This window comes from Blautia sp. MSK17_66 (genome assembly GCF_020538025.1).
Taxonomy (GTDB): domain Bacteria; phylum Bacillota; class Clostridia; order Lachnospirales; family Lachnospiraceae; genus Blautia_A.
This window is the reverse complement of record NZ_JAJBNQ010000032.1, coordinates 19229-46120: the sequence shown is the minus strand read 5'-3', so window position 1 is coordinate 46120 and position 26892 is coordinate 19229. Positions and strand designations below refer to the sequence as shown.

The 26892-nt window shown below is 42.7% G+C and carries 32 protein-coding genes; 23 read left to right on the top strand and 9 right to left on the bottom strand.

The features are described 5' to 3' along the window. Window positions 1-432 precede the first annotated feature (432 nt). The 7 genes from LIR34_RS15465 (at window position 433) to hemL (ending at window position 9798) form a co-directional block, all read left to right on the top strand. Window positions 433-3108, top strand: coding sequence for a leucine-rich repeat protein (locus LIR34_RS15465; protein ID WP_173903171.1), 2676 nt, complete (start codon window positions 433-435; stop codon window positions 3106-3108). Between the two features lie 281 nt (window positions 3109-3389). Further along, window positions 3390-4619: a glutamyl-tRNA reductase gene (gene hemA, locus LIR34_RS15460; protein WP_161284477.1), complete on the top strand. Its 1230-nt coding sequence runs from the start codon at window positions 3390-3392 to the stop codon at window positions 4617-4619. Beyond that, a complete protein-coding gene (locus tag LIR34_RS15455; protein WP_161284478.1) occupies window positions 4609-5082 on the top strand; it encodes a precorrin-2 dehydrogenase/sirohydrochlorin ferrochelatase family protein in 474 nt (157 codons plus the stop codon). The genes hemA and LIR34_RS15455 overlap by 11 nt, the downstream gene beginning before the upstream one ends. Further along, window positions 5072-5983 carry a hydroxymethylbilane synthase gene (gene hemC / locus LIR34_RS15450; RefSeq protein WP_161284479.1) on the top strand — a complete coding sequence of 304 codons (912 nt, stop codon included), beginning with the start codon at window positions 5072-5074 and terminating at the stop codon, window positions 5981-5983. Before LIR34_RS15455 ends, hemC begins: the two co-directional genes overlap by 11 nt. Continuing rightward, complete coding sequence (cobA, locus tag LIR34_RS15445; RefSeq protein WP_173903170.1) at window positions 5980-7503, top strand: uroporphyrinogen-III C-methyltransferase; 1524 nt, start codon at window positions 5980-5982, stop codon at window positions 7501-7503. The genes hemC and cobA overlap by 4 nt, the downstream gene beginning before the upstream one ends. Window positions 7504-7537: 34 nt before the next feature. Beyond that, window positions 7538-8521, top strand: coding sequence for a porphobilinogen synthase (hemB, locus tag LIR34_RS15440; RefSeq protein WP_161284481.1), 984 nt, complete (start codon window positions 7538-7540; stop codon window positions 8519-8521). After that, a complete protein-coding gene (gene hemL / locus LIR34_RS15435; protein ID WP_173903176.1) occupies window positions 8521-9798 on the top strand; it encodes a glutamate-1-semialdehyde 2,1-aminomutase in 1278 nt (425 codons plus the stop codon). The genes hemB and hemL overlap by 1 nt, the downstream gene beginning before the upstream one ends. 146 nt (window positions 9799-9944) lie before the next feature. On the opposite strand, the gene LIR34_RS15430 is transcribed toward hemL, so the two are convergent. The 6 genes from LIR34_RS15430 to LIR34_RS15405 form a co-directional block, all read right to left on the bottom strand. Beyond that, a complete protein-coding gene (locus LIR34_RS15430) occupies window positions 9945-11111 on the bottom strand; it encodes a tyrosine-type recombinase/integrase (RefSeq protein ID WP_173903169.1) in 1167 nt (388 codons plus the stop codon). 166 nt (window positions 11112-11277) lie between these two features. After that, on the bottom strand, window positions 11278-12330 hold the full coding sequence (locus LIR34_RS15425; protein WP_173903168.1) for an Ig-like domain-containing protein: 1053 nt from the start codon (window positions 12328-12330) through the stop codon (window positions 11278-11280). A 47-nt stretch (window positions 12331-12377) separates the two neighbouring features. Continuing rightward, window positions 12378-12842, bottom strand: a complete 465-nt coding sequence (locus LIR34_RS15420; RefSeq protein ID WP_173903167.1) for a hypothetical protein — start codon at window positions 12840-12842, stop codon at window positions 12378-12380. Window positions 12843-12879: 37 nt separating this feature from the next. Then, window positions 12880-13158, bottom strand: a complete 279-nt coding sequence (locus LIR34_RS15415) for a DUF4160 domain-containing protein (protein ID WP_173903166.1) — start codon at window positions 13156-13158, stop codon at window positions 12880-12882. Further along, window positions 13142-13414 (bottom strand): hypothetical protein, encoded by a 273-nt coding sequence (locus tag LIR34_RS15410; RefSeq protein WP_173903165.1) that lies wholly within the window; start codon window positions 13412-13414, stop codon window positions 13142-13144. The genes LIR34_RS15415 and LIR34_RS15410 overlap by 17 nt, the downstream gene beginning before the upstream one ends. 19 nt (window positions 13415-13433) lie before the next feature. Continuing rightward, entirely contained in the window at window positions 13434-13877 is a 444-nt protein-coding gene (locus tag LIR34_RS15405; protein WP_173903164.1) for a helix-turn-helix domain-containing protein, read from the bottom strand. Between the two features lie 146 nt (window positions 13878-14023). Here LIR34_RS15405 and LIR34_RS15400 point away from each other — a divergent pair, with 146 nt between their 5' ends. Beyond that, window positions 14024-14221, top strand: coding sequence for a helix-turn-helix transcriptional regulator (locus LIR34_RS15400; RefSeq protein ID WP_022214626.1), 198 nt, complete (start codon window positions 14024-14026; stop codon window positions 14219-14221). Between the two features lie 214 nt (window positions 14222-14435). On the opposite strand, the gene LIR34_RS15395 is transcribed toward LIR34_RS15400, so the two are convergent. After that, on the bottom strand, window positions 14436-14708 hold the full coding sequence (locus tag LIR34_RS15395) for a hypothetical protein (protein ID WP_161286623.1): 273 nt from the start codon (window positions 14706-14708) through the stop codon (window positions 14436-14438). Between the two features lie 435 nt (window positions 14709-15143). Next, window positions 15144-15971: a hypothetical protein gene (locus LIR34_RS15390; protein WP_173903163.1), complete on the bottom strand. Its 828-nt coding sequence runs from the start codon at window positions 15969-15971 to the stop codon at window positions 15144-15146. A gap of 107 nt (window positions 15972-16078) precedes the next feature. Here LIR34_RS15390 and LIR34_RS15385 point away from each other — a divergent pair, with 107 nt between their 5' ends. After that, window positions 16079-16378 carry a hypothetical protein gene (locus tag LIR34_RS15385; RefSeq protein WP_173903162.1) on the top strand — a complete coding sequence of 100 codons (300 nt, stop codon included), beginning with the start codon at window positions 16079-16081 and terminating at the stop codon, window positions 16376-16378. On the opposite strand, the gene LIR34_RS15380 is transcribed toward LIR34_RS15385, so the two are convergent. After that, window positions 16375-16596 (bottom strand): hypothetical protein, encoded by a 222-nt coding sequence (locus LIR34_RS15380; protein ID WP_022214622.1) that lies wholly within the window; start codon window positions 16594-16596, stop codon window positions 16375-16377. The two genes, LIR34_RS15385 and LIR34_RS15380, sit on opposite strands and share 4 nt — an antisense overlap. A 157-nt stretch (window positions 16597-16753) precedes the next feature. Here LIR34_RS15380 and LIR34_RS15375 point away from each other — a divergent pair, with 157 nt between their 5' ends. The 14 genes from LIR34_RS15375 (at window position 16754) to LIR34_RS15310 (ending at window position 26890) form a co-directional block, all read left to right on the top strand. After that, window positions 16754-17095, top strand: coding sequence for a hypothetical protein (locus LIR34_RS15375; protein WP_244092344.1), 342 nt, complete (start codon window positions 16754-16756; stop codon window positions 17093-17095). Then, window positions 17092-17256, top strand: coding sequence for a hypothetical protein (locus LIR34_RS15370; RefSeq protein WP_173903161.1), 165 nt, complete (start codon window positions 17092-17094; stop codon window positions 17254-17256). Before LIR34_RS15375 ends, LIR34_RS15370 begins: the two co-directional genes overlap by 4 nt. After that, window positions 17253-17453 carry a hypothetical protein gene (locus LIR34_RS15365; protein WP_173903160.1) on the top strand — a complete coding sequence of 67 codons (201 nt, stop codon included), beginning with the start codon at window positions 17253-17255 and terminating at the stop codon, window positions 17451-17453. The genes LIR34_RS15370 and LIR34_RS15365 overlap by 4 nt, the downstream gene beginning before the upstream one ends. Before the next feature lie 197 nt (window positions 17454-17650). Continuing rightward, window positions 17651-18433 (top strand): rolling circle replication-associated protein, encoded by a 783-nt coding sequence (locus tag LIR34_RS15360; protein ID WP_173903159.1) that lies wholly within the window; start codon window positions 17651-17653, stop codon window positions 18431-18433. Between the two features lie 2 nt (window positions 18434-18435). Continuing rightward, on the top strand, window positions 18436-18840 hold the full coding sequence (locus tag LIR34_RS15355; RefSeq protein ID WP_173903158.1) for an RNase H family protein: 405 nt from the start codon (window positions 18436-18438) through the stop codon (window positions 18838-18840). Between the two features lie 209 nt (window positions 18841-19049). Next, window positions 19050-19541, top strand: coding sequence for a hypothetical protein (locus LIR34_RS15350; RefSeq protein ID WP_173903157.1), 492 nt, complete (start codon window positions 19050-19052; stop codon window positions 19539-19541). Next, entirely contained in the window at window positions 19538-22045 is a 2508-nt protein-coding gene (locus tag LIR34_RS15345) for a phage portal protein (RefSeq protein ID WP_244092343.1), read from the top strand. Before LIR34_RS15350 ends, LIR34_RS15345 begins: the two co-directional genes overlap by 4 nt. Next, window positions 22042-23589: a phage minor capsid protein gene (locus LIR34_RS15340; RefSeq protein WP_173903156.1), complete on the top strand. Its 1548-nt coding sequence runs from the start codon at window positions 22042-22044 to the stop codon at window positions 23587-23589. Before LIR34_RS15345 ends, LIR34_RS15340 begins: the two co-directional genes overlap by 4 nt. Further along, a complete protein-coding gene (locus LIR34_RS15335; RefSeq protein WP_173903155.1) occupies window positions 23570-23749 on the top strand; it encodes a hypothetical protein in 180 nt (59 codons plus the stop codon). Before LIR34_RS15340 ends, LIR34_RS15335 begins: the two co-directional genes overlap by 20 nt. A gap of 348 nt (window positions 23750-24097) precedes the next feature. After that, window positions 24098-24385, top strand: coding sequence for a ribosomal-processing cysteine protease Prp (locus tag LIR34_RS15330; protein ID WP_244092341.1), 288 nt, complete (start codon window positions 24098-24100; stop codon window positions 24383-24385). A gap of 101 nt (window positions 24386-24486) precedes the next feature. Next, window positions 24487-25062, top strand: a complete 576-nt coding sequence (locus LIR34_RS15325; RefSeq protein ID WP_244092340.1) for a hypothetical protein — start codon at window positions 24487-24489, stop codon at window positions 25060-25062. Window positions 25063-25079: 17 nt separating this feature from the next. Continuing rightward, window positions 25080-26063, top strand: coding sequence for a phage major capsid protein (locus LIR34_RS15320; protein ID WP_173903154.1), 984 nt, complete (start codon window positions 25080-25082; stop codon window positions 26061-26063). Between the two features lie 24 nt (window positions 26064-26087). After that, a complete protein-coding gene (locus LIR34_RS15315; protein WP_173903153.1) occupies window positions 26088-26471 on the top strand; it encodes a hypothetical protein in 384 nt (127 codons plus the stop codon). Between the two features lie 2 nt (window positions 26472-26473). Beyond that, complete coding sequence (locus LIR34_RS15310; protein ID WP_173903152.1) at window positions 26474-26890, top strand: DUF6751 family protein; 417 nt, start codon at window positions 26474-26476, stop codon at window positions 26888-26890. The last annotated feature ends 2 nt before the right edge of the window (window positions 26891-26892 follow it).

The window sequence follows — 26892 nt, the reverse complement described above, 5'->3', positions numbered from 1 at the left end:
CAATTCATCTCCCACCTGTAGAGGAAGGAGAATTCTTGCTATATATTATGTTAAAACCTGCAAGAAATTTAAACTTGACCAGGAAGCTTCTGTAAAAAATATAATGGAAGAGTTTTCCTTATCTGAAGAAGATGCCAGTAATTATGTGAAAAAATACTGGTAAGAAGGATATTAATACACAAATATGCCCCCTGAGGGATTTGTTTTATATTGCAGGTGAGTATCAGAAACTGGTGGATAATAAGTCTCTCTATTCCTCAGCATTGCAGAAAATACCGGCACCGAATTTTATTGTATTTTATAAAGGAAGAGGGAAATGCTATATCGGAAATGTAACGGGAAATAAAAAATATCAGATATCAGGTATTAGTGTTTCTTTTTTGCCGAGTTTGTAGTACAATTGAGACTAACTAATACAAAAGGAGGAAGGGTATGAAAAAGCTGATAACGATTACTCTGGCAGCAACGCTCAGTGTGGGAAGTGTAATGTCTGCATCGGCTGCGGATTTTACGGATTCTGCGGTTGTTACACAGGAGGAGACAGATTCCTGGTCAGAGGAGGGAGAAACAGATCTGAACTCTGAAATGGAAGCAGAGGAAACGGAGACAGAGGATCCTGCCACGGAAATTGAAGAGGATACGGAAGAGCCGGAAATTCTGGATGAGGACTTTGCATCAGAGGATGCACAGGCAGAGATTCAGGAGGAAGATGCAGATGAGACAGCGACTGAACTGGAATCAGGGGAAATTTCCGCGGAGGAGGAATTTACAGATTCCGAAGAAAGTATGGATGCTGTAGGGGCGTCTTCCGGAACCTGTGGAGACAATGTCAAATGGAAAATCAACGGAACGACTCTGACACTCAGTGGATCTGGTGCGATGTATAATTACTGGGGCAGTTCTTCTACTCCATGGAGTGATCAGAGAGAATATATTTCCAGGGTTGTGATCAGTGATAATATTACAACTATTGGAGATTGTGCATTCTATGAATTTAAAAATATTCGTTCCATCACAATTGGAAATAAGGTGACAACCATTGGCGAACGTGCATTTGAAGACTGCTATAATCTTCAGAGTGTTCGAATCGGAAATAAAGTTTCTATAATTAAACGTGCTGCATTCAGCGATTGTCAGAACTTATCTCAGCTTACTCTGGGAACATCCCTGGTCACTATTGAAAATTATGCGTTTGCAAATTGCAGTAATCTTCGGAAACTGACAATACCGGATAAGGTAGCAACGATTGGTTATGAAGCTTTTGCAGGTGCAACGAATCTGACATCTGTGAAACTGGGTGCATCTCTTAAAGAGATTGGAGGCTACGCTTTTGATGGATGTACTAATCTGGAAAGTCTTACGATGGGAAACAAACTAACAACCATCGGTTATCATGCTTTCAGAAACGCAGGTGCTTTGAAGTCTCTGACGATTCCGTCATCTGTTACAAGTATCGAATATGATGCATTTAGAAATTGTGTAGGTCTGGAAAAAGTAAGTATTTCTGGAGGCTGTGAAATCGGAAATCAAGCGTTTGAAGGCTGTATCTCATTAAAGACACTTTCTCTTGGAAGTAAAGTGACCAGTATTGGGAATTATGCGTTTAATGAATGTAATCTGACTTCTGTTACCATACCGAATAGCACTACGGTAATTGGAAATTATGCATTTGCAGAAAATGTGAATCTCAGTAAGCTTACGATCGGAAATAAAGTAGCAACGATTGGAAATTATGCATTCAATAATTGTAGTTCTCTTACAGAGGTAACAATCCCGGGCAGTGTGACAGAAATCGGAGAAGCTGCGTTCAGGGGTGCATCTAAGTTAAAAAAGGTATCTTTGAATTCCAGACTTGTAACGATTGGTTACAGTGCATTTCGCGAGTGCGTTTCACTTACATCGGTCAATATTCCGAGTAGAGTGAGCACTGTCAAGGATTCTGCGTTCCGTGACTGTAGTTCTCTTACATCTGTAAAGATTGGAAATTCCTGTACAAGCATTGGCGATTATGCATTTTCGGGAGACGCTGCACTGGAGAGTATAAGCTTTGGTGAGCACTTAAATTCTATTGGATATGAAGCGTTTTATAAATGTGCTTCACTGAAAACACTTTCTTTCAATGATAATCTTCTCAAAATAGGAAGCTATGCATTTCAGGACTGTAAAGGTATTACCAGTGTCCGTATGGGAAGTCATCTTACCAAGATAAGTGATGGTGCATTCCGGGGCTGTGATTCTCTTACGAAAGTTACGATCCATGCCAAAAATGTGGATATCAGTAATTACAATGTTTTTAACAAGGGTACGCAGCTTACTCTTCGTGGGTATGAGAATTCTACTGTGCAGAAGTATGCGGTTTCCAACAACAACCGTTTTGAGAAGATCACTACTTCTAAATTGGATGCGAAGGCCTTCTCGCTTAAGACTACTTCCTATACCTGGACGGGTGGATACTTCTATCCGCAGGTTGCCTGCACGAATGGTCTGCTTCAGAATGTAGATTATAAGGTGGAATACGATTACAACAGCAATGCGGGAACGCATACGATTGAGGTTTACGGAATCAATGATTATACGGGCAGTGTTTTTCTGAAGTATACAGTTGCCAAGTCAGGACAGACTCTGACGGGTTCGAATACAGCCAAAAAGACTGGCGCCACAAAGCCTTTTAAGCTGGATGTGAAACGTACCAAAGGTGATGGTAAACTCACGTATTCTTCCAGCAATACGAAGGTTGCAACAGTCGATAAAAATGGACAGGTTACGATCAAGGGCAGTGGCAAAACCATCATCACAGTCAAGGCAGCGGCTACCAGAAACTGCAATGCGGCAGCCAAAAAAGTGACTCTGACTGTGACGAAAGCATCTCAGAAGATTTCAGGGGTGGCATCTTCCTATACTAGAAGATATTCTTCCAAAAGTCTGACGATCAGACCAAAGGCAGCAGGAAAAATCACCTATGTTTCCAGCAACAAAAAAATTGCCCAGGTATCTTCCAAAGGAAAGATCACATTCCGAAGAAAAGGTACTGTAAAGATTAAAATTAAGGCGGCTGCAACTTCTAAGTACAATGCCACATCAAGAACCATCACAATAAAAATCAAATAACGTTTATAACGGAGACAGGTACCGGATTTTTTTCTTATGGAAGAATCCGGTACGCTTTTTTATTATTAAAAATCCAGTGAATTCCATTGACATTGCAGGATTAAACGACTATCATTAAAACAGTATGTTTTTCAGCAGGTACAATCCTATCACCGAAGGTGACATGGAATGGATTTTGACCAAGTTGTTGTGAACGGAGTGAACAGTAACGTAAATGAGGCTGTTTTTTGTAACAATATTGCAGAAAAAGATACAGGAGGAACACAAAGGAGTAAAATATCATGACAATATCCATGATAGGGATAGATCACGACAGAGCACCGGTAGACGTCCGTGCCCTGTTTGCATTTACAAAGAAAAATGCCGGAGAGGCAATGGAACAACTGAAAGAGAGAGCAGGCATTCATGGCTGCATTATTTTATCTACCTGTAACCGTCTGGAAATCTGGGCGAGTCATGAGGATGATCAGGAGTTTTCACTGTATCGGTGTCTTTGCGAACTCAAGAATATACAGGATCCTTCTTACGAAGAATATTTTATCTCAAGACAGGATAAAGAAGCAGTCGAGCATCTTTTTTATCTGGCAGGAGGTCTGAAGTCTCAGATTCTTGGCGAAGACCAGATCCTTACGCAGATCAAGGATGCCCTCAATCTGGCGAGAGAGCACTTTACGACAGACGGCGTTTTGGAAGTTCTTTTCCGTATGGCAGTAACAGCAGGGAAGAGGATCAAGACAGAGGCACCGATGGCACATGGAAATCCATCTGTGATCCATCAGGCGGTCAGTACTTTGAGAGAACAGGGATATGACATGCATGGAAAAACCTGCATGGTTATCGGAAACGGAGAAATGGGCAAGGTTGCGGCACAGACACTTCGGGATGCCGGAGCAAATGTCACAGTGACAGTCCGTCAGTACAGAAGCGGTATGGTGAGCATTCCGATCGGGTGCAGCCGGATCCATTATGGCGAGCGTATGGGATTTCTGCCGAAATGTGATGTGGTAGTCAGTGCGACAGCCAGTCCGAATTATACGCTGCGCAGGGAACTTTTTCAGGATATTACCCTGACGAAACCGCTGCTTCTTCTGGATCTTGCTGTGCCGAGAGATATTGAACCGGCACTTGCGAAGGAAGAGGGAATTACACTGTATGATATGGACAGTTTCCGCACAGAAAGGATTTCACCGGAATCTATGGAAAGCATCACAAAGGCCGGTGAGATCGTCAGAGAACAGATGGATGAATTTTTTCAGTGGCTGGATGGCAGGGATGTAATCCCGAGGATCCAGGAGATCAGAGAGGAAGCGGTGCAGGATCTGAACCTTCGTATCCACAAGATTCTTAAGAACACACCGATGGAGGATTCTGACCGTACAAATCTCTTAAATGCAGTAGATACTGCAGCAGGCAAGGTAGTCAATAAACTTATTTTTGGACTCCGGGACAGTCTGAATCAGGATACTTTTCTGGAGTGCGTGGCAGGACTGGAGAAATTATATGAAGAATAAGCGTTTTTTTCCAATGTTTGTAGATCTGTCAGATAAAAAGATTGTAGTAGTAGGTGGTGGAAATATAGCAACCAGAAGGATCAAGACTCTGCTGCAGTTTACCAGAAACATTACAGCAGTAGCTCCAAAGACAACGATGGAGCTCCATGAACTTGGCAAGGCGGGTTTTGTAAATCTGATCAACAGACCGGTGAAGCGTTCTGATTTCACTATGGCGTTTATGGTGATCGCTGCGACAAATGACTGGAAACTGAATGATGAGATCTACCGTGTCTGTAAGGAAGAGGGAATCTATGTCAACGTTGCAGATGACAAGAGTAAATGTGATTTTTATTTCCCGGGAATTTATATGCAGGACGAGGTTGTTGTGGGAATTACAGCAAGCGGACTGAATCACAAAAAAGCAAGGAAAGTCCGTGTGGCAATTCAGGAGGCAATGGAGGCATCTGATAATGAAGAATAAGATTACGATCGGAAGCAGAGAAAGCAAGCTCGCGGTACTGCAGAGCGAGATGGTCCGGGATTACATAAAAAACCATGATCCGGAACTTGAGGTAGAAATTCTGACCATGAAGACAACAGGGGATAAGATTCTTGACCGTACACTGGACAAAGTCGGCGGCAAGGGCCTTTTTGTAAAAGAACTTGATCATGCTCTTCTTGATGGAAGAACGGAGCTTTCCGTACACAGTCTGAAGGATATGCCGATGGAAGTTCCGGCAGAACTCCCGCTTCTGGCTTTTTCAAAAAGAGAGGATCCGAGAGATGTACTGGTGCTTCCAAAGGGGGTGACAGAACTGGACAGATCCAAACCTCTTGGCTGTTCCAGCCTCAGAAGAACCCTTCAGCTTCGGGAATTGTATCCGGATATGGAGATAAAGAGCATAAGGGGAAACCTTCAGACAAGACTTCGTAAACTGGATGAAGGACAGTATTCAGGACTGATCCTGGCAGCAGCAGGTCTGAAACGTCTCGGACTGGAAGAGAGGATCAGCCGGTATTTTACAGAAGAAGAAATGCTCCCGGCAGCAGGGCAGGGGATTCTGGCAGTGCAGGGACGGACCGGTGTGGACTATGCATTCCTGGATGGTTACTGTGATGCGGATGCGTGGAGTGCAGGATGTGCGGAGAGAGCCTTTGTACGTTGTCTGAATGGCGGCTGTTCTTCTCCGGTAGCTGCCTTTGGAACGGTTGAAGGAGAGATGCTGTTTCTCCGTGGGCTCTATTATAATGAAGAAACAGGAAACTGGTTTAAGGACAGTATCCTTGGAAACAGGAAGGATGCAGAGGAACTGGGAATTACACTTGCAGAACAAATGAAAGAATCCGACAGAACAAAGCAGGATAAAGGTGAGGCAGAATGAAACAGGGAAAAGTATGGCTTGTAGGAGCAGGGCCGGGAGATATCGGTCTTTTTACACTGAAGGGAATGGAAATCCTCTCCCAGGCAGATGTTGTTGTCTATGACAGTCTGGTGGGACAGGGTGTGCTTGCGAAAATACCTCCTTCTGCAAGACTCATTAATGTAGGGAAGCGTGCGGACAGGCATACCATGAAGCAGGAACAGATCAATCAGGTGCTTCTTGAGGAAGCGCAGAAGGGATACCGGGTAGTAAGGCTCAAAGGCGGAGATCCGTTTCTGTTCGGAAGAGGCGGAGAGGAACTGGAACTCCTGACTGCGAATGGGATTCCTTATGAAGTGGTCCCGGGAGTGACTTCCTCGATCGCTGTGCCGGCATACAACGGCATTCCGGTGACACACAGAGATTTCTGTTCCTCTGTCCATATCATTACAGGACACAGAAGAGCAGGACGAGAATATGATATTGATTTCCAGGCACTTGTCAATACCAGGGGTACTCTGGTATTTCTGATGGGAATCGCAGCACTGAACGATATCTGTCAGGGACTTCTAGATGCAGGAATGGATCCAAAGATGCCGGCGGCTGTGCTTCAGAAAGGGACGACCTCCGACCAGAAGCGGGTGGTTGCGACCGTTGCGACGCTTAAGGAAGAGGTGGAACGACAGGGAATCGAGACTCCGGCAATCATCGTGGTTGGCAGAGTGTGCCAGCTTTCTGAGGAGTTTGGCTGGTATGAAAGACTTCCGCTCGCGGGCTGGAAGGTTCTTGTGACACGACCGAAGGGGAGAAGTTCCCGCACGGCGGATGAACTCCGAAGAAAGGGAGCGGAGGTACTGGAGCTTCCGTCCATCCGGACAGTTCCTCTGGAGGACCAGAGCAGACTGCATCAGGCACTTGAGAAGATGGAGCAGTATCAGTGGCTGGTGTTCACAAGTCCGACAGGTGCAGAGGTTTTCTTTGAGAAAATGTTTGCAGAGAAAAAGGACATCCGTTGTCTTTCTTCTCTTAAAGTAGCTGCGATCGGACAGGGAACAGCCAAAACACTGGAGCAGAGAGGAATCCTGGCAGATTTGATCCCGGAGGTTTACGATGGAGATTCTCTGGGAGAAGCTCTGGCACAGAGGCTTGACGGTGGTGAAAACATCCTGATCCCGCGTGCCTCAAAGGGAAATGCGAATCTGGTTAAGATTCTCATGGAACGTGGAGCACAGGTGGATGATATTCCGACCTATGATACTGTATATGAGAAAAATCCGCTGATCGATGTGGCAGCAGAAATAAAAGCGGGCGGAATCGACTGTGTGGTATTTACCAGTGCATCCACGGTAAAAGGCTTTGTGGAAAGTACGGGACTTTCTGATTATTCACATGTGACAGCAGCATGTATCGGCAAGCAGACAAAAGCAGCGGCAGACAGCTATGGAATGAAGACATATATGGCTGCAAAGGCTACGATCGATGATTTGACGACACTTGTTGAAAAAATAAAGACAAACGTAACTGATTCTTCCACAGACTGAGTGTACAGAACAGTTACAGATAGGAGTGACAATAATGGATCTGATTCAAAGACCAAGAAGACTGCGTGGCAGTGAAACTCTGCGAAAAATGGTAAGGGAGACAAGAATTGATAAATCTTCTCTGATCTATCCTCTTTTTGTTAAGGATGGACAGAATATTGAGGAAGAAATTCCGTCCATGGAAGGACAGTTTCGATACAGTGTGGACCGTCTTCCATATGAACTGGAACGTCTGACAAAAGCCGGCGTCAGCAGTATCATGCTGTTTGGAATCCCGGATCATAAGGACGAGGTCGGAAGCGGAGCCTACGATGAGAATGGTATCGTGCAGAGAGCTCTTCGTGAAGCCAGAAAACAGTTTCCGGATCTCTATTATATCACAGATGTATGCATGTGTGAGTACACTTCTCATGGACACTGCGGTGTTCTCTGCGGACATGAAGTTGAGAACGATGCAACTCTGGAGCTGCTTGCCAAAACAGCTCTCTCCCATGTAGAGGCAGGTGCAGATATGGTAGCACCATCTGATATGATGGACGGACGTGTTCGTGCGATCCGTGAATGTCTGGATAGAGCAGGACATAAGGAAGCACCAATCATGTCCTATGCAGTGAAATATGCATCCGCTTTTTACGGACCGTTCCGTGATGCGGCAGGCTCTGCACCGTCTTTTGGAGACCGCAAGAGCTATCAGATGGATTATCATAACCGGAGAGAGGGAATGAAGGAAGCACTGACAGATATTGAGGAAGGTGCAGACATCATCATGATCAAGCCGGCAATGTCCTATCTTGACATGGTTTCAGAAGTATATAAGGCAACCAATGTCCCGATCGCAGCTTACAGTGTCAGCGGTGAATATGCGATGGTCAAAGCGGCAGCCAAGATGGGATGGATCGATGAAGACAAGATTGTCTGTGAGATGGCAGCAAGTGCTTATCGTGCAGGAGTTTCTATCTATCTGACCTACTATGCAAAAGAATTGGCACGTTTCATTGATGAAGGGAGAATTGGATGATGACGAAATCTGAATCTTTATTTGAGAGAGCGGTCAAAAGAATTCCGGGCGGTGTAAACAGTCCGGTAAGAGCATATGGAGCCATCGGTGAGGCACCTCGTTTTATTGAGCGTGCAGATGGATGTTATATTTATGATGTTGATGGCAATAAATATATCGATTACATAGATTCCTGGGGACCGATGATTCTTGGACATAACTTCCCGGCTGTACGTGAGAGCGTTCTGAAGGCCTGTGAGAAGGGGCTCAGCTTTGGCTGTGCAACAGAGATAGAAGTTGAGATGGCGGAATTTATCTGTGAGCGCATCTCTCATGTTGAAATGGTGCGTATGGTCAATTCCGGTACGGAGGCAGTTATGAGTGCGATCCGTACTGCAAGAGGATTCACAGGAAGAGATAAGATCATCAAATTTGCAGGATGCTATCACGGACACAGCGATGCGCTTCTGGTAAGTGCAGGTTCTGGTGTGATGACAAGTGGTGTTCCGGACAGTGCAGGAGTTCCGAAGGGATGTACTAGGGATACCATGACAGCTGTTTACAATGATCTTGACAGTGTCAGAGCTCTTCTTGAAGAGGCACCGGAGCAGGTTGCAGCGGTGATTGTGGAACCGGTCGGTGCAAATATGGGTGTGGTTCCGCCGAAGAAAGGATTCCTTGAGGGGCTTCGTACTCTGTGCGATCAGTATGGTGCACTTCTGATCTTTGATGAGGTGATCACAGGTTTCCGTCTTGCATTTGGCGGAGCGGCAGAATATTTCGGAGTAAGACCGGATATGGTGACCTATGGTAAGATCATCGGAGCCGGAATGCCGGTCGGTGCTTACGGTGGAAGAAAAGAGATCATGGAGATGGTTTCGCCGGCAGGCCCTGTATACCAGGCAGGTACCTTAAGTGGAAATCCGATTGCTATGGCAGCAGGACTGACTCAGCTTAAATACCTCTATGAGCATCAGGAAATTTACAAAGACCTGGAGGTTAAAGGACAGAAATTATATGGAGGTATCGAAGAAATCCTGAAAGAAACAAACAGTCCGTATCAGATAAACCATGTTTCTTCTCTTGGAAGTATTTTCTTTGCAACAGAAGAAGTCAAAGATTATGCATCTGCCAAAACTTCTGATACCAGGGCATTCTCAGAGTATTTTCTGTATATGCTCAAAAACGGAATCCATCTTGCACCGTCACAGTTTGAGGCAATGTTCCTTTCTGTGGCACATACGGATGCCGTCCTGGAAGAAACGCTGGATAAAGTAAGGGCATTTTTTGTAAAATAAATACATCAAGTATAGGATAAAATAAGCAAGCATTCGAAAACACACGCAAAATGCGGAAAAAGCCTGTAAAATCAATGGTTTGCAAGTGACTGATAGGACGATTTAGAGTGAATAAATGCAAGATAAACAGGAACGGTTAGTCACAGTTAGTCACAAAATGGAACCCTTATTTTTTCGATTTCCGTGCGGAGTTCTTCCAGAGTCCTATGCCCATATACGGCGTTTGTGATATCATTTCCAAAAGAATGCCCAAGCATTCGTTTACGATCATTTTCACGAACGCCGTATTTTTCACATAAAGCAGAAAAAGTGTGCCGGCAGTCATGAGGAGTGTGCTTCGGGTTTCCGACAATTCCCAATCGTTCCAATGTTGGATAGAAATGTGCACGCCGGTGATGCGTCTGTGTGTAAGGATAGAGTTTTCCATTTTGAGACAAAACTTTTTGCTTGGCAAAATCATAAATCGCAGGATGAATTGGAACAACTCTGTTTTTTCCAGACTTTGTCTTGATACCGCCCTGAAAATAATGTTCTTCAAGGTTAGTTGTTAATTTAAGGACTTCACCAATTCTCCAGCCAGAATAACACATAATGAGAATAAGCTGCACTTCTGGATCATCCGTATTGCACCACAGGATCTGCAGTTCCTGATCAGAAAAAGGCGTTCCGTGTTCCACGTCATCCTTTGAGTTTATAGTTACATACAATGCTTTATTTTCAGAGACGATTTCTGCATAGATGGCATATTTGTACATTTGCTTAAAAAGTATCAAGAGTGCGGAGAGACTCGACTTTTTCAGTGTGCAGTCATCAATCACCTTTTGCAGATCAGGGGCTTTCAGGTCTTCAAATATGCATTCGTGGATAGAGGCAGTTCTTTTGTATGCAGACTGGTAAGATGCTTTGGAACTACGGGATAATTCAGTATCTTCTGGAAATTTCCATGCCATAAACTGTTCGTATACTTCAGAGAATGTAAATTTATGTATTTCCGGATGCTTTTCTTCCACACCTTTAATTGTATTGTAATCTGAGATAATACGATGTATGAGAGAATCTACATCTGTTGTAGGAGATATTTCAAGGGTTTCTTCCATGCCTGGCTGATATGTTCCCGCTTTATAGGCAGTAAGAACCGTAAATCCTTTCAGATAATCATCCACATAACAGATTGCCGGTGGACGGACTGTTTTTCCGGTTTTATCAATGGTAGCTGGTGGATGCACGGCATAACAATTTCGCCGCCCTTTACCAAGATACCGGATGCTCCCGAAGTTATTTGGCAGTTTGGGATATTTCTTTCTTTTTGCCATAATATCATCTTCCTTTCTTAAAATTGGGTACAAAAATAGCAGACACACAAATGTTCTGGTTGTATGCCTGCTCCGAAGATGATACAATATGTTTGCGAAATGAGTATCTCTTCGGAGATCTGAGCCGGTTCCTGTTGGCGCGGGAGCCGGTTTTTTTCATTGCTTTTTATTTGACTGGAGCATTAAATATTGCTGAATATTTTTTATTATAGTCATTTCCAGCATACATATCCATATAGATTTTCAGATTACCTATGTGATCTACGCCGATACAAGATTGAGCATGACATTTAGCACCAACAGGAATCTCCTGAGGATAATAAGTTGGAGAATTCGGATATTCATATCCAATATATCCTTGAGAATCAATTATCTTGGAATCAATAGACCCTAAATCTATATACAAGCCATCCATAAAATTACTTGTATATCCAATATTTTCATAAGTGTAATCAATAAGATACACAGCAGCAGGATATAAATCAGAATAAGGGTTTCTTTCATCCATTTCAGAAACAGAATTAATGGTTAAACGCCATTGTCCAGGTACAGCCCAAGTTTGACCCAAGGTATATGTTTGGACAACCGGTTTTTGAGGTTGTGGTGTAGGAGTAGGAGATGGTTTAGGGACGGTTACTGATTGAGTAAATTTATAAGTAGAAACCCTGGCTGTGATAAAAACAGTACCAGATTTTTTAGCAGTAGCTTTACCACTAGAACTAATGGAAACTACAGATTTATTAGAAGAACTCCATCTTATTTTCTGTTTGGTTCCAGTTATTTTAAACTGAAAAGATTTTCCTTTAGTAATGAAACCAGTTTTACTAGATAATTTAGGAGTTTCTACAATTAATCTACATTTATATACGGTGCGTCCTTTTTGTGCAGTAATGGTAACTTTTCCATTTTTCTTGGCAGTTACGATGCCTGAGGAAGTAACTGTAGCTATTTTTTTATTCGAAGTTTTCCATTTGTATTTTGATCCGGATACTTTAAATTTTGCTCTTTCTGTTCTACATATATAGGCAGTAACGGTTTTCCCTCTTTTTAATGTGATAGCCGATCTGTAGCCTCCGGCTGAAAGAGAGCCGCTTGAGGAATAGTTTTGCGAATTGCCGCCTCCGTCACTGAAATCTGCATTCCCGGCGTAAACGGGGATGCATGATAAAATTATGCATAGAGTCAATAGTAACGAAAGACAAATACTTTTTCTTTTCATTGAAAATCCCTCCTAAGTATAGTGTTTTATTAAAACGCTGAAGCGAATTAATTTGTTGTAATCATTCGCATAACTGCGAACGGTTCAAAATAAATAACATAATTATCAATAGCAGTACACACGCCGTATTTAGATCTATAGCACTGTATAGCTTTTTTCAGATATTCTTCTGTAGCATCCAGAAAGTCTGCCATTTCATACAAATTCCTGCATCCAGCTTCATAAGCCCGGATAAGCCCGGCCAATCCAATTTTGAGGTTATAACCATATAATCTGGCACGATATTCCTGTTTCTGTTTCATAATATTATCCTGATCCAAAATATCCCCGGAACTGGTGTAATGGTGACCAAGTTCTTCAGCCAGAACACAGGATTTCTCGGCTTGTGTTTCTATATCTTTTCGGATTGCTATCCGTTTTCCTTTAAGCAGACCGTCATGATCTGTCAGAGGATGTTCTTTTACTGCCAGACCATTCTGATCGGCAGCAGTTAAAAGCTGTTCGTAGGTCAATAAGTATCACTCCTTAAGCTATTTGTTATAACAGATATCAGCAGAAAAAGCGAGTCTCCCCGAAACGTTCTATCCATTCATTGATAATTTCAGCACTGTTTGCCTCAACAACACGAATCAATCGTTTTAATACCTGTTCCGGAATTCGGGAATTGTTATTGCATACGATAACCTTGCCAGTACTTGTTATCCAGAATTTTGTAGCGGTAGGAGTAGCACGTCCTTCTGAAACGTGCACATGAACAGGTTCAAGAGGATCCCCTTCATTTGACCAAAAGTAGATACTATATGGACCGATTCTAAGAATTTGCGGCATTCAGAATTCCTCCCTCCTGAGAAAATTCAATAATAAGATGAGCGTTGTTTCGAATAAGCTGTTTAAAATATGTCATTTCCTGGTCGGAATATCCTTTTATATCTTCCCACTTATATTCTGGCAACCAGCAGGTGGCATTATGAAAACCACCAAAATCATCCGGCGTTTCAATATAAACTTTAACCTTGCCGTCTGGTTTCATTTCAGAATGCGTAATTTCTGTGTCATCATTAAGAGTCATAAATGGATACATCATAATAATATTCTCCTTCCTTTTAATCCCATCGGGAATCATCATTCATAATATCAATATCATGCTGTACACCCTCCGGTGTCTGCTCAACGTCTGTACGGGCATGGGCGGCGAGAACATCTTCCTCCATTTGCTGAGCGGAGAGAAGACTTTTTGAATAGGTGAGGACCTTACCTTGATTATGCGGAGATAATTGTTCATATACTGCAGTGAGTTCCCGCGTTTTTGAATAGGCACCTATAGTTTCTGGCAATAAAGTTGTTTGGCTGGTTCGACCAAGTAAAAAATCTGTATCTACATTGAAATAGTCAGCTATCTTTTCGAGAGTTTCAAAATCAGGTTCCCTTGCACCGGTTTCATACATTCCGATAGTGCTGCGAGAAATACCTATCTTTTCAGCCATTTCATTTTGCGTCAGGTTAGATGAAAGACGCAACTGACGGAATACGTTTTGGAAGTTTCCCATAATGCCCCTCCTGTGTAGTTTCTAAAATCATGTTATCACAGAACGTGATAAAAGTAAATACAAAAATGTCACGAATAGTGATTGACAAAAGACACAGATGGTGATATATTTCAATTAGTCACAAAACGTGACAGAAAGGAGGGGTAATGGTGATTCCATACGGAAAAAGGTTGATAGAATTACGGGGGAATAAAAGCCAGGCGGAAGTGGCAAAAGGCATAGGAATTGCTACATCTACGCTTGGAATGTATGAAACACAGCAAAGAACTCCTAGAGATTCTATTAAAATTGCAATTGCAAATTATTATGGAAAAACTGTGCAAGATATTTTTTTTACTCCGTAATGTCACGAAAAAGGACAAATAAATTTAATACCAGAAAGGAGTGAAATGAAAACGAATAAGGTAAGATACCAAGACATGACAGAAAGTGAGAGAAACGAGCTTATTGCCTACACAGCAGGAATGGAAGCGCATTCCAGTGAGAATATTGAGAAATTACGGAAGGCGCAGACATCCCTACAGGCTATTGTAGTTCTGGACACAGTGTTGTTATTAATTATTTTAACAATGATATTACTGCACATATAGCAGAAGTTCCAGCGAAAATAGTGTTGAGTATTAATAATCCTTTGATCCAGAACCATTCTGAGCGTTTTTGCCTTTTTAATTGTTTTTCACGTTCAAGAGTAGGAAGTACATATTTTTTGTAAGCTTCGGATTTTTCAAATTCTTTTAATGATTCTTTTGAAATTCCAGCGATTGAGGATGGATCAGGAAAATCGGGAAACTCAGGGATGAAATTAAAATGTTCAAAAGTTTTTTTATCCATGGACATTCTCCTTAGGTTAAGTATTAGGCATACCAATGCCTATATCACAAGAGTAGGAAAGTTGTGGTGAAATGTCAATAGTTTAATACCAGAAAGGAGTGAACAAAATGGACAGAGCAACACTGCGGGTTTCTACGTATATAAGACAAAAAGGATTTAATTTGTCGGATATATCACGGAAAACGAAAATTCCGTATATGGCATTATATGACAGCCTTTTTAATGAAAAAAGAAATCGCGATTTACGAGCGGACGAATTTCTGACACTGTGCAAACATCTTGATGTCAATCCGATAAGTTTTGCGGATAATTCGTACGAAAGAAGGGCAGTTTAGATGGACAATACGAAGAAAGAAATAGATCACCTGCGTAAGCAAATAAGAAGTTTGGGGACTGCTTTAGTGCTTACACAGGTGACTATGATAACTTTACTTATTATTTGGAGCTGTCAGTATCTTCAGCTTCTTCGGAACTATCAAGATCTTTTGCAGTCGATGCAGTTGTGTCTTGAATCTGTGAAAACTGTTTATTCTGTTCTTCAACAGCTTCTTTTAACTCCTTGATGGATTCGGCTTCACTGGAAGAAGAAACATCTACATTATGGAGAAGCTGCTGTAATAACTCGTTCTGGGAGCGTTGAAGCTGAAGCTGGGCTTCTTCGATTTGCATTTGCTTAGTCTGCGTTGCTTGTGATGACTTTGATTGGATAATAGAAAGCGAAATCGAGACCATTGCACTGAGGATTATTCCTATAATAGCAACGAAAGTGGATGTAGGAATTTTTATTCTATGATTTCCAAGAGGAATGTAAACAGAATCGGGTAATTCATATGTTTTGATGACAGATTCATCGGCGATTACAAAATCGTCTTCGGATAAATCGCTAAAATTATCAGGGCAGTTTGATTCCGGTGCGCTGTCTGCAAGCTGTTGTTGAAGATCTTGGAGTGAAATTATAGCTTTTAGAGATTCATTCAAACTGTTGTACATACCGGCTGTTATATTATCGCGTACACTGGCCGTTATAGCTTCGGACATTTGGGAAAGAGAGTCGGCAAGTGATGAAAACATAGCAGGCGTGTACGACTGAAGAAATTGCTTGTAAGGTTTGACTATTTCTTCTTGAAGCTGTTGTATTTGAGCAGTTAACACTTCAGGAGAAAAAACAGTTTGCAAATATTCAGAATATACACTTGAAAGTCTGTTCAAAGAATCTTGTAGTTCTGAACATATGAAAGGGTTGAATTTTTGAGAGTTTCCCATAGATACCTCCTAGAGTAAATATTCAGGCATGCCAGTGCCTGTGATTAAAAGATAGGAGATAAGCAAGAAAAAGTCAATGGTTTAAGACCAGAAAGGAGTGAGATGAAATGATGAGTGAAAAAACAATGGTACCTAAGTTAATGATTGCAGCAGTTGAACGTTCAACTTATGTATTTCTGGAAGGGAAATGTATTAGCGAAGGAGTTGAAGATCTAAAATACTCAGCGAGGGACGAAAAAGGAAACCTTTGTCCAACCTTAGATCTGAAGCTTGATGTTAAAAATTTTTCTTTTGAATCAGGAATGAGTATTGAAGAATTTATGAAAAAAAGTACAGAATTTCAGGAAATGTTCCAGCAGTCCGATCAGGAAAAGAAGGAACTGCTGGAACCAAAGGAAGAGGTTTAATCTTCTTCTTTCAGGACATCAAGGTTAATGGTTATAGTGCCGAGGATATTCTGAAAATCATCTTTCCAGGACACATATCCTTTAGCCATCAATTCTTCGAGCGCAGCTGAGTGATTAGGAACGCTCATGTATTCAATAAAATCGAAAGAATTGTTGCCGGTTGTTTTATACAATTCGGCAAGATGTTTCATGAAAGCCATAGCATCTGGACTTAACATACGTATTCTCCTTTCATATGTACTTGGGTATGCCAGTACCCTGTATTTGTAGGATAGAAGCAATGAAGAGGAGAGTCAATAAAGTTCATTCGACAATCTAATTAAATCTTTATAAAACCGCGAGAATCATGTCGTAAAACGAAAGGAGTGAGAGTACATGAGCGCAGTAGATGACTATATCAAACAGAATGCAGAACTTCACCAGTTTGCAGCAGAAGTCGCGAGAATCATTTCAGGAATCCCGCCGATGCCAGAATTTTCGACAGAACGTCTGACTGTAGATGATGTAAGCAAGATGATAGGGATTCCGACATCATCAGTTCGAGCAGGGATCGTATATGGATGGCTTCCGATCGGAACTGCCACTCGAAACAACAAGGTTGTAAAAAGTCTTACCGGAGAAAAAACATCTTTTTTTATATCGCCACGGAAGTTGTATGAAGAAACCGGCTATGTATGGAAAGGTAAGGCCGCATTATCAGGAAAGGAGACAACATGAAAGATTTAATGGATTCCGTTCTGATCGGAACCTTGACTACATACTTGCCCTTCTGGATCATCGACAGCACCGTCCAGAGAATCGTTTTGGCAATAGGGGTGTCCATGATGATCTATGCAGGAAAGTTATGGCAGATGGAGAGAAGGGAAAAACGGAAATGAAGCAGGGAAGACTTACCGTAAAGAATCCGAATGGCAAAACTTATCGTATCCCCGCCAGCAGAGCCGGATCAGTCAGAATGGAGTGGCAGCAGGACCAGACCGTTTTATACGGGAACATTGCTGACAGACTGGGGGCTTATGAAGATCTGGGATCACCGGAAGAATTTGCTGAATTGTTGAAACTTTACAGAAAATAAAAAATGGTTCGTGCATAGGCAGTGCACGAACCAAGGCTGTGTCCTCCGGACAAACAAAAAACCTAAATACACTATAGCATCCGGAGGTCATAGCGTCAAGAGTCTGCAGGAGAAATCCTGTTTTTATTTTACTTCATAACGGGGGATGAACCGCCGTATTACAACTCGATTAAGATATTAAAGTTAGGACATAAGCTATGGCGATAAAGAGGAAAGAGTATAAGTTCCAGAGAGGACGGATTGTTGAGATACAGGAGTTCCATGATGGGAATTATGGTGGACCCGGAAAGAAGAGAATAAAGAGGAAAAAGCCAACCGAAGAACAGATGCGTCTGGTGAATGCAAAGAATAAAGCTATGAGATGCCGGCACAAGATGCTGGAGTATCTGGATCAGGGAGATTGCTTTGGCGACTGGACATATGCGATAACAAATCGTCCTCTGGACATGAAAGCCGCACTGAAAGATTTTCAGAAAGCAATCCGGATAGTAAGAGATGAATATCACAAAAGAGGATATGAGCTCTTCTGGTTCCGGAATATTGAAAGAGGCACCAAGGGAGCATGGCATATCCACTTTGTAGTAAATGAGATCGGAGATACTGCAAGTATCATGAAGAAAGCATGGAACAAAGGCGGTACATATACAGTGGCAATCAAAAATGAGCCGAAAGTATACGATGAAGATTTTACGAAGCTGGCGGAATATATGACGAAGGATGAGCATACCAGGGAAGAAAAGAAAGACGGAACCCCGGGCAAACCGCGGATCCGTGAAGCAAGTTATAACACAAGCCGTAATATGCCTTTAAAGAAACCTCATGTGGACAAGCTGCAAAGATGGAAACGAGAGGTAAAGCCAAGAAAAGGATATTATATCATATCCGCTTATGAGGGAATCAATCCGGCTACGGGATATAAATACCGGAGATACGTCATGGCACGTTTTCCGGAAAAAGTAAAGCTGAACAGGAGGATTTAAAATTGCAGGAGGTACATATTTTCTTGGTCGTGTCTTCACACGCTCCCAGAATGAAGAGAGGCTCCTATCATTACATGCTGTGCTGCCCTGGAAGCAGTAAGCCTCCACTTGAGGGCAGGGGACAGGAAAAGAACATCACAGGACATCGGCTGATTCTGAAATGTGCGGTTGCAGCGATGGATCGCATGACCAGATCAGCAGTGATCACAATCCATACAGATAGTGAATACCTTGCAGAAGGTCATGGAAGGCTTGCTTCCTGGCGGGAAAATGACTGGAAGAAGTCTAATGGACAGAAGATCCGGAACAGCGACTTATGGAAGCTGCTGGAAGAGAAGTTCAAGACCCATGCAGTACGCTTCCGTGTGGAGTCGATGCTCCCATATACAAAAAGCCCGCCTATTTGAAAGAAATAAGGCTTTTGGGGACTTTCAACATAAAAATGTGGATAAAAAACCAAAAGACATGCTCTATTTGAAAGAAATCAGGGAAAAAGCATGTGGAAAAGCCGAAATCGAAAACAGAATTTGAAGATTGTTTGCGATTTTGCAGGAAAAATCCAGGCAAAACCGGAAGGCTTCCGAATAGGACGTGTCCGCGAGAGGAGAAAAAAGAAATGTATGACAAATTTGGAGAAATGAGCAGCTACAAGGAAATCAATGAGCTTGCAGAAAACCTGGCCAATGAGGGCGATATCGAGAGCCTGCACGAAATGGCAAAGGAGAACGGGATCCCGGAGGACTTTGTAGACCTGTATCTGGAAGGTGAGATTCCAAAGCTCTGCGATGCTCTTATTGCAGCTGTGGGGAAATTAGAAGTTGAGGCAGGAGACCTGAAATTAACGGGACTCATGAAGGATTGGGTGGAATACATCAAAGGGCTGTGCATGGAAAATGAGATGATCGCTCATCAGATCCGCAAAGCAGGGAAAAGTCTGAAAGGATGCATGGCAGTGCTCCTGAAATATTCATTTGAGAACAGAACGAGTGTGCCCAAAGAGATTGTCAAGGAGGCAAAGATCAGTGCGAGCAGAGTGGATTTTGGAGTTCCAGGCATGGCAGAAGCCAAAAAGATGATCAAAGACTATTATCTTGGAGGCGTGAAATGAAAAAGAAAGCAATTGAGAGAATTCCTTATCTGGGCTTGAAGAAGAAACTCAGACAGAAAGACGCCAAGTATATCGGCATAACAGCGATCAGGATCGTAGGACATGAAAAGCATCTTTTCCTGGAAATGTACCGTAATGCAAAGAATCAGGCAGAACCGCTGGTACGGGTTGTCCTGAACAAGAAAGAATTTGGAACATACATTCCGGAGAATGGGGAGTGGAACAGACGGAAGATCATGCCGGATGAATATTATGATGCATACTTTATCTGGGAAACTCCGGGAGAACGTGGGTGTACGCAGAAAGAACTGGAGAAGCAGAACATTCTTCAGAACCCGGAAGATCTGGAAAGGATCAAAAAATTCTGCAAGGGCGTGGAGGTCTGGGATGACCATAAATGGTGGAAGTACATATACCGTTATGAGCAGAATATATCGATCACTGCCAGACCCAAAACAGAAGAAAGAAGATACGAACGTCGCCAGAATGCCCTCAATGACCGGATCAGCCACACAAAAGAACTGCCGGAGAAGAAAATCCTGGAAACGGCAGACAGTCTTTATTTTCATCATGCCCATTACCTGTACTACAAGAAACGGGGATGCTTTGCACAGATAGCCTGCAGTAAATGTGGTGGAGTAATGACTGCCAGATGGAAAGAGGGAATTTCTTTTGAGAGTCAGTTACAGTGCGGCATAGAAGAACCAAGAGAAGGAAAAGCTGGAACCTGCCCGTTATGCGGAGCACATGGCGAATACAAATGCCAGGGCAAGGTGAAAGGATATCACAGCAAGAGCATTCATCTGTTCCTTGGGCAGAAGTACAAAGATCGAGGAATGGTTCTGCGTTATATAAAAGTGACGAAAAAATGGTGTTTAGGGATGATCGGAGGCGAGAACGGCCCGGAAATGTTCAATTCCAGCGAAGAACTGGCTGGAGTGGAGATTGCCAGGGCATATTTTGAGCCAGGTAAGAAGCTCCAGATCGATTATCACAAGCATAACTGGTATGACGGGAAAGACTTCTGGGATGACTGCAATCTGTACGGAAATGCCAATATTACGATCGGGGAAGCCCCGATCCTGAAAGAAACTTATCAGGAGATGGAAGGAACAATCTTTCAATACAGTGCACTGAAAGAATATACGGCAGCAGTAAGGGAAGCTGTTAATCCGATCAGCTATTTTGAACGGTATCAGCAGACACCACAGATAGAAGTTCTGGTAAAGCTGGGACTGATCGGAGTGGTAAAAGAACTGATCAGATATCGATATGGTATTGTGACAGACCAGGACGCAAGGCGGCCGGATAAATTCCTGGGAATCCGGAAAGAAAGTGTAAAACAGCTGATTGCTGCCGAAGGCGATCCTGGACTTTTGAATACGATGCAGATGGAAAAACGCATGCAGCAGGTCTGGACAGGAGAGCAGATCGAGCATCTGACAGAAACAGGATTGGGAAGGGGACAGATTGAAACGGCAATAAGATATATGAGCCTGCAGAAATTGCTGAACCGGATAGAGAAATATTCCGGATGCGAGTACGGGACAAAATGCAGTGGTGCTGAACAGAAGATCAGGAGTACTGCGACAACCTACGCAGACTATCTGAATATGAGGCAGTCTCTGGGATATGATCTGAACAATACAATCTATCAGCATCCGAGAAATCTGGAAGAAGCCCATGATGAAATGGTGAGGGAAAGCCACAAGGAAGAAATTGATAAGCGTCTGAATGAAGTAGCTATAAGATTTCCAGACATACAGTCCAGATACCGAGAACTCCGGAAGAAATATTTTTACGAAGATGATGAGTACCTTATTCGTCCGGCAATGGGTGTTGCAATTTATGCAAATGCCATCGATGTCCTGAAAAGCCTGGATATAAAGTATGATTCCTACTCCAATGAGTTTGAACTGGGAAGAAAGCGTATCTTTGTGGCTCCGGAAATGATGAAGAATGTAAATGGTTCTATCGCGTTTGATCCGGAAGATGTGACTTTTTACATGATGCCGGATGAGTACGATAAGTCTCAGGAAGGACTGATCAAAGAAGTGAACATGGACCTTCGATCAGAACAGCACTCAGGAGCGATTAATGATGATCTGAATTATCTTTCCCTGAAGTGCGGCTTCGGAACGGAAAGATACAAGTTTGACTGTTCTGGTGTAAAGACTGCCACTGAGGTTATATCAGAAAACTCTGATATGTACCGGATGATCAAGAAACATGAGGTTATTCTGGAAGATGTTCTGAAGGAACTGGTGCAGATCATTATCCGCCTTGGAATTGTTCTGGGAAATCCGCTAAATTCAGAGTCAGAAGTAACGATAGACTTTGATGATTCCATTATTGAGGATAAGGAAGCGGAAAGGCAGTCGGACCGTCAGGATGTCAGTATGGGAGCAATGGGATTATGGGAGTACCGTGCAAAATATTATGGAGAAACCGAAGAACAGGCAAAGGCAGCAGTACAGCAGCCGGAAGATACGGTGATTGAATGACACAGGGAGAGATTGAGAAACTGACGGTAAAAACCGAGAATATCTTTTCTGAACTGGAAGTCCGGATCATGTCAGACATTGTCCGCAGGATAAAAGAGAACGGAGTATCTACAGCCTCAGCGGACTGGCAGATCAGCCGATTGCAACAGTTGGGAGTATCGGAACAGAGAATACGTATCTGGATCCAGAAGGCGCTGGAAGCATCAGAAAAGGAAATGAACCGCATATTTTCCGATGAGGCATACAGGGAGTATTACGGACATACCCGTGCATATAAGCTGGCAGATCTGCAGCAGATACCGTTTGAACAGAATGTGTTTCTTCAACACCTGATTGAAGCCACGAAGCAGCAGTTAAAGGGAGAATATAAAAACATTTCCGGCTCCATGGGATTTGCAATCAAAGATCCCGCAACCGGAAAGATACGATCAGCTCCATTGATGGAATATTACAGATCCACACTGGACAATGCAGTGATGGACATTCAATCGGGAGCTTTTGACTACAACACAGTCCTGAGACGGACAATTAATCAGATGACAGCATCCGGGATTCGGTACATAGAATATGATTCCGGGCATCGGGACAGGGTGAATGTGGCAGTCAGAAGGGCTGTACTGACAGGGTTCCGTCAGGTACAGGGAAAAATCAATGAGCAGATGGCTGCAGATCTTAATACAGATCAGTATGAGGTAAGCTATCATGTAGGTGCACGTCCAACACATCAGCCCTGGCAGGGTAAAGTCTGGAGCATGCAGCAGTTAAAAGAGATATGTGGTTTGGGTGAGGTAACAGGACTGAAAGGAATCAACTGTTATCATGATTTCAAACCATTTCCACCAGGATCTGTAAGGACTTATACGGACAAACAGCTCACTCAAATGATCAAAGAGGAAAATACCCCAAGAGAATACAATGGAAAGCAGTATACCACTTACGAAGCTCTGCAACAGCAGAGAAAGATGGAACGGGGAATGCGGGCACAGCGTCAAAGAATCAAACTTCTTCAGGAAGGCGGCGCGGATCCGGACGATATCATTCTTGCAAAAGCAAAATATCAGGGACAGATGCAGACCTATAAAGACTTTTCCGAGAAGATGAAGCTTCCGGAGCAGAAAGCTAGGATCATGCAGGATGGACTGTGGGGACATTTCATGCCGACAAAAGCAGAACAGAAAGTCCTTGAAGAATCTGTGATAAATGATAAAATAAAAGCAGAATTATCGGAGGCAAAGATAAAGGGTATACCTAAAATAAACCCAGAGAAAATAGATGTTTCGGAATTTACATTTGATCATAGCCATATTAATGCGGAAAGAGAACATGGAGTTACCAGATCAGAAGCAGAACAATTTATTAAAGAATCTGATATTTCATTGACACGGTGGAATGGACGCTTTGTTAACTATTATGGCCCAAATGGAGTCACATATGTAGATACGGAAAATAATAATATCCGAACAGCTTTTAAGAAAGAACAGTTTGATGCACCAACACTAAAGATTAGGGAGGTGGCAGAAAAATATGGCATCAAAAAAGATTAACTGTCCTTTAATGGAAACAGAAATTGATGATGGAATATGCTTTGACATTCACATGAATGTTGAAGGCCTGGCACCAGACTGGACGATTCCGGATAAGGTGCTGAAGAAGCATGATTATAAGCAGATATGCTTAAACTGCTCAAATCATAGAGAGGATTGAATAAAATGACTGTAAGAGAATCACGAGACAGAATTGAAAACTCCTTTCTTTGCGGGAAAAGCTCTGGAGGATATTGTTGATCAGCTTGAAAATGTGGAGGGTATGTAAAATTATGAATCCATACGAAATGAATGAAGTGATAAAGCGGCTAAGAAATGGAGAAAAAGTACTTTGCCACCATTGTAAAAGAGGATATTTTGAGACAAAAGGAGATTGCAAGACATCACCGGGATTTCAGTGTAATTACTGCAAGGCAAGAATAAATATTAATTAATACCACCGTCAGAAATGGCAGGTGGTATTTTTACACCCATTTTTAATCAGTTGCGCCGGCGCAACAGGGAGGTAATGATGATACAGGTAAGAATTTCATCCAGAGGAATTCAAATGAACGGTCACGCAGACAGATCAGTGAATGGACAGGATATCGTATGTTCTGCTATTTCAGCACTGACCTGTAATCTGATCAATTCTCTGGAAGAACTGACAGATAACAGAATCAGAGCAGAGACAGCTTCAGGAAAGACAATAATTGAATGGGAGCAGTTGGACGATAAAGGTCAGCTCCTGATAGATTCCTGGTTTCTTGGGCTTACTGCCATTAACCAGGAATACAACTGCATAGAGTTTATTTAACCGTCTGGGATTGCAGGCGGTTTTATTATGCCCAAAACATGAAGGCAGTAAAAGCTGTGGGACCTGACAAGGTGATGGAGGTAAAGATGAAAAACAAGTTTATGAATTTACACATTTTCGAAGAAGGCGGTAACGGTGGAGAAGGAAACACGGCCGGTCAGAATGGAAATAGTGGGAATGGTAACGGCAGCCAGAGTGGAAATGCCGGGTATACATTTGAACAGGCAGAAGAGATTGCCAATAACAGAGCAGAAAAAGCATCAAGAGCGGCACTTGCGAGTTTTTACAGGCAGCAGGGCTTAAGCGAAGAACAGATCACAACTGCTATTGCAGATTTTAAGGAAAAGCAGAAAGCCCAGCAGCCAGATGTGGACACAATCACAAGAGAACGCGATGCGGCACAGAAAGAGCTGCAGGAGCTGAAGAACGAAAAGATTCTTACAGGTAAAGGCGTAAAAGCAGATGATCTGGATTATGTAATGTTTAAAGTAAGTAAACTGGTTGATGATAAGACTGATTTTACGAAAGCAGCTGAAAAGTTCCTGAAAGAGAATCCGAAATATACAGGAGCTGGTACTTACAGGGTATCTACTTCTACCGGATCTGATAATCAGGATACCGGCGGAAGTGTAAACATGAACATTAATGATCGGATCCGTGCAGCCGCCAGAAGATGATGGAGGAAAATTCAGATATGAAAAACAAATACGTGATGAATTTACACATTTTTGAGAATGATGTGAATATTATTGACCGTACCGGTGCAGAATCCCTGATCCCGGTTCAGGAGTCTAATGAAATTATTCAGGGAATTATCACACAGTCGGCAGTGCTTCAGAGAGGACGCAAACTGCCAAATATGACTTCAAAACAGTATAAGATGCCAGTACTTGATATGCTTCCGATCGCATACTTCGTCAATGGCGATAGTGGTCAGAAAAAGACAACCAAGATGGCATGGGATAAGAAATTTATTATTGCAGAAGAGATCGCTGTTATCGTTCCAATTCCAGAAGCGGTTCTGGATGATTCGGAATATGATATCTGGGCAGAAACCAAGCCGAGGATCATTGAAGCATTCGGAAAGAAGATTGATGGAGCGATTCTGTTTGGTGACGATAAACCGGCATCATGGAGAGATGACGTTGTGACTACTGCGAACACAGCTAAGTCTGTGGTTACGCTGGGAGCAGGAGATAACTTGTATGACAAGATCATGGGCGAGGAAGGTTCCATTGCACTGATCGAGAACAGCGGTTATTTTGTGAATGGCCACATGGCAGATATTTCTATGAGAGCTAAGCTGAGAGGCCTGAAGAATGCCAACGGTGATCCGCTGTTCAAGAGCGATATGCAGAGCGGTACCACGTATTCACTGGATGGAAGTCCAATGAATTTCCCGAACAATGGCTCCTTTGATAAAAGTAAGGCACTTATGATTTCCGGTGACTTTTCTCAGCTTGTTTATTCTATTCGTCAGGATATCACCTTTAAACTGTTTACGGAAGGGGTTGTTCAGAACACAGACGGCTCTATTGCATATAACCTGATGCAGAATGATATGGTGGCTCTTAGAGCTGTTATGAGACTTGGATGGGAAATCCCGAATCCGATCAACAGTATTCAGAAAGATAAAACAAAGAGATGTCCGTTCGCTGTCCTGAAAGCAGGAGAATGACAAAAGAGGTGAAACCTGATGTATGTGAATTACGGATATTACGAATCAAAATATCTTCTGGGCAGGGAACTAACTGTCCCGGAAGATGATTTTTTGTTCTGGGAAAAGCAGACAGAGAGGGTACTGAATCAGTACACATTCGGCCGCCTGAACGCCGATACGGGGCTTTTGAGTGATGAGGTGAAAGATTGTGCATGTGAACTCACAGAACTTTTATATCAGGCAGATAAGAGTACACAGCAGGTCATAGCACAGGGTGGTGTACTGCAGTCATATTCTAATGATGGAGAATCCGGAACCTTTGATCTGTCACAGTCTACTTTTACAGAAGGAGGCAAGGCAAAGAAGATCAGAGAAATCATTCATCGGCATCTTGGAAATACAGGACTCTTATATCGGGGAGTGTGATCATGAATCAGAATTACATCCACACGATCACTTTATATAATCGTCTCCAGGCAGCAGACAGCGAAGACAAAAGGGAGCACTGGCAAAGAACCGTGATCTATAATTGTTTCTGGAAATCTGAGGTAAAGACCAGCTTTAGCGGAACACAGGCAAGTGTACAGAATACTTATGTTGTCAGGATCCCGGACGACGAAAGGTATCTTCCATATGCAGAATATGCCAAAAATCCGGAAGGGCATTTTACCATGTCACAGGGAGATATCGTGATTTACGGTGAATGCACAGAAGAAATCACAGGAGTTTCCGGACAGACTGCCGCTCAGATTTTGAACCGTTATAAGCCGAACGCTTTTAAAGTGACTGCATCTGCAGATAATACGAAGTTTCCTGTTGCGAAGCATTACCGCCTGGGAGGATAAGG

Excerpts from the sequence above, each read along its gene's own strand:
- LIR34_RS15465 (WP_173903171.1), top strand. The coding sequence starts at position 433 with ATGAAAAAGCTGATAACGATTACTCTGGCAGCAACGCTCAGTGTGGGA.
- hemA (WP_161284477.1), top strand. The coding sequence starts at position 3,390 with ATGACAATATCCATGATAGGGATAGATCACGACAGAGCACCGGTAGAC.
- LIR34_RS15455 (WP_161284478.1), top strand. The coding sequence starts at position 4,609 with ATGAAGAATAAGCGTTTTTTTCCAATGTTTGTAGATCTGTCAGATAAA.
- hemC (WP_161284479.1), top strand. The coding sequence starts at position 5,072 with ATGAAGAATAAGATTACGATCGGAAGCAGAGAAAGCAAGCTCGCGGTA.
- cobA (WP_173903170.1), top strand. The coding sequence starts at position 5,980 with ATGAAACAGGGAAAAGTATGGCTTGTAGGAGCAGGGCCGGGAGATATC.
- hemB (WP_161284481.1), top strand. The coding sequence starts at position 7,538 with ATGGATCTGATTCAAAGACCAAGAAGACTGCGTGGCAGTGAAACTCTG.
- hemL (WP_173903176.1), top strand. The coding sequence starts at position 8,521 with ATGACGAAATCTGAATCTTTATTTGAGAGAGCGGTCAAAAGAATTCCG.
- LIR34_RS15430 (WP_173903169.1), bottom strand. The coding sequence starts at position 11,111 with ATGGCAAAAAGAAAGAAATATCCCAAACTGCCAAATAACTTCGGGAGC.
- LIR34_RS15425 (WP_173903168.1), bottom strand. The coding sequence starts at position 12,330 with ATGAAAAGAAAAAGTATTTGTCTTTCGTTACTATTGACTCTATGCATA.
- LIR34_RS15415 (WP_173903166.1), bottom strand. The coding sequence starts at position 13,158 with ATGCCGCAAATTCTTAGAATCGGTCCATATAGTATCTACTTTTGGTCA.
- LIR34_RS15410 (WP_173903165.1), bottom strand. The coding sequence starts at position 13,414 with ATGATGTATCCATTTATGACTCTTAATGATGACACAGAAATTACGCAT.
- LIR34_RS15405 (WP_173903164.1), bottom strand. The coding sequence starts at position 13,877 with ATGGGAAACTTCCAAAACGTATTCCGTCAGTTGCGTCTTTCATCTAAC.
- LIR34_RS15400 (WP_022214626.1), top strand. The coding sequence starts at position 14,024 with ATGGTGATTCCATACGGAAAAAGGTTGATAGAATTACGGGGGAATAAA.
- LIR34_RS15395 (WP_161286623.1), bottom strand. The coding sequence starts at position 14,708 with ATGGATAAAAAAACTTTTGAACATTTTAATTTCATCCCTGAGTTTCCC.
- LIR34_RS15390 (WP_173903163.1), bottom strand. The coding sequence starts at position 15,971 with ATGGGAAACTCTCAAAAATTCAACCCTTTCATATGTTCAGAACTACAA.
- LIR34_RS15385 (WP_173903162.1), top strand. The coding sequence starts at position 16,079 with ATGATGAGTGAAAAAACAATGGTACCTAAGTTAATGATTGCAGCAGTT.
- LIR34_RS15380 (WP_022214622.1), bottom strand. The coding sequence starts at position 16,596 with ATGTTAAGTCCAGATGCTATGGCTTTCATGAAACATCTTGCCGAATTG.
- LIR34_RS15375 (WP_244092344.1), top strand. The coding sequence starts at position 16,754 with ATGAGCGCAGTAGATGACTATATCAAACAGAATGCAGAACTTCACCAG.
- LIR34_RS15370 (WP_173903161.1), top strand. The coding sequence starts at position 17,092 with ATGAAAGATTTAATGGATTCCGTTCTGATCGGAACCTTGACTACATAC.
- LIR34_RS15365 (WP_173903160.1), top strand. The coding sequence starts at position 17,253 with ATGAAGCAGGGAAGACTTACCGTAAAGAATCCGAATGGCAAAACTTAT.
- LIR34_RS15360 (WP_173903159.1), top strand. The coding sequence starts at position 17,651 with ATGGCGATAAAGAGGAAAGAGTATAAGTTCCAGAGAGGACGGATTGTT.
- LIR34_RS15350 (WP_173903157.1), top strand. The coding sequence starts at position 19,050 with ATGTATGACAAATTTGGAGAAATGAGCAGCTACAAGGAAATCAATGAG.
- LIR34_RS15345 (WP_244092343.1), top strand. The coding sequence starts at position 19,538 with ATGAAAAAGAAAGCAATTGAGAGAATTCCTTATCTGGGCTTGAAGAAG.
- LIR34_RS15340 (WP_173903156.1), top strand. The coding sequence starts at position 22,042 with ATGACACAGGGAGAGATTGAGAAACTGACGGTAAAAACCGAGAATATC.
- LIR34_RS15335 (WP_173903155.1), top strand. The coding sequence starts at position 23,570 with ATGGCATCAAAAAAGATTAACTGTCCTTTAATGGAAACAGAAATTGAT.
- LIR34_RS15330 (WP_244092341.1), top strand. The coding sequence starts at position 24,098 with ATGATGATACAGGTAAGAATTTCATCCAGAGGAATTCAAATGAACGGT.
- LIR34_RS15325 (WP_244092340.1), top strand. The coding sequence starts at position 24,487 with ATGAATTTACACATTTTCGAAGAAGGCGGTAACGGTGGAGAAGGAAAC.
- LIR34_RS15320 (WP_173903154.1), top strand. The coding sequence starts at position 25,080 with ATGAAAAACAAATACGTGATGAATTTACACATTTTTGAGAATGATGTG.
- LIR34_RS15310 (WP_173903152.1), top strand. The coding sequence starts at position 26,474 with ATGAATCAGAATTACATCCACACGATCACTTTATATAATCGTCTCCAG.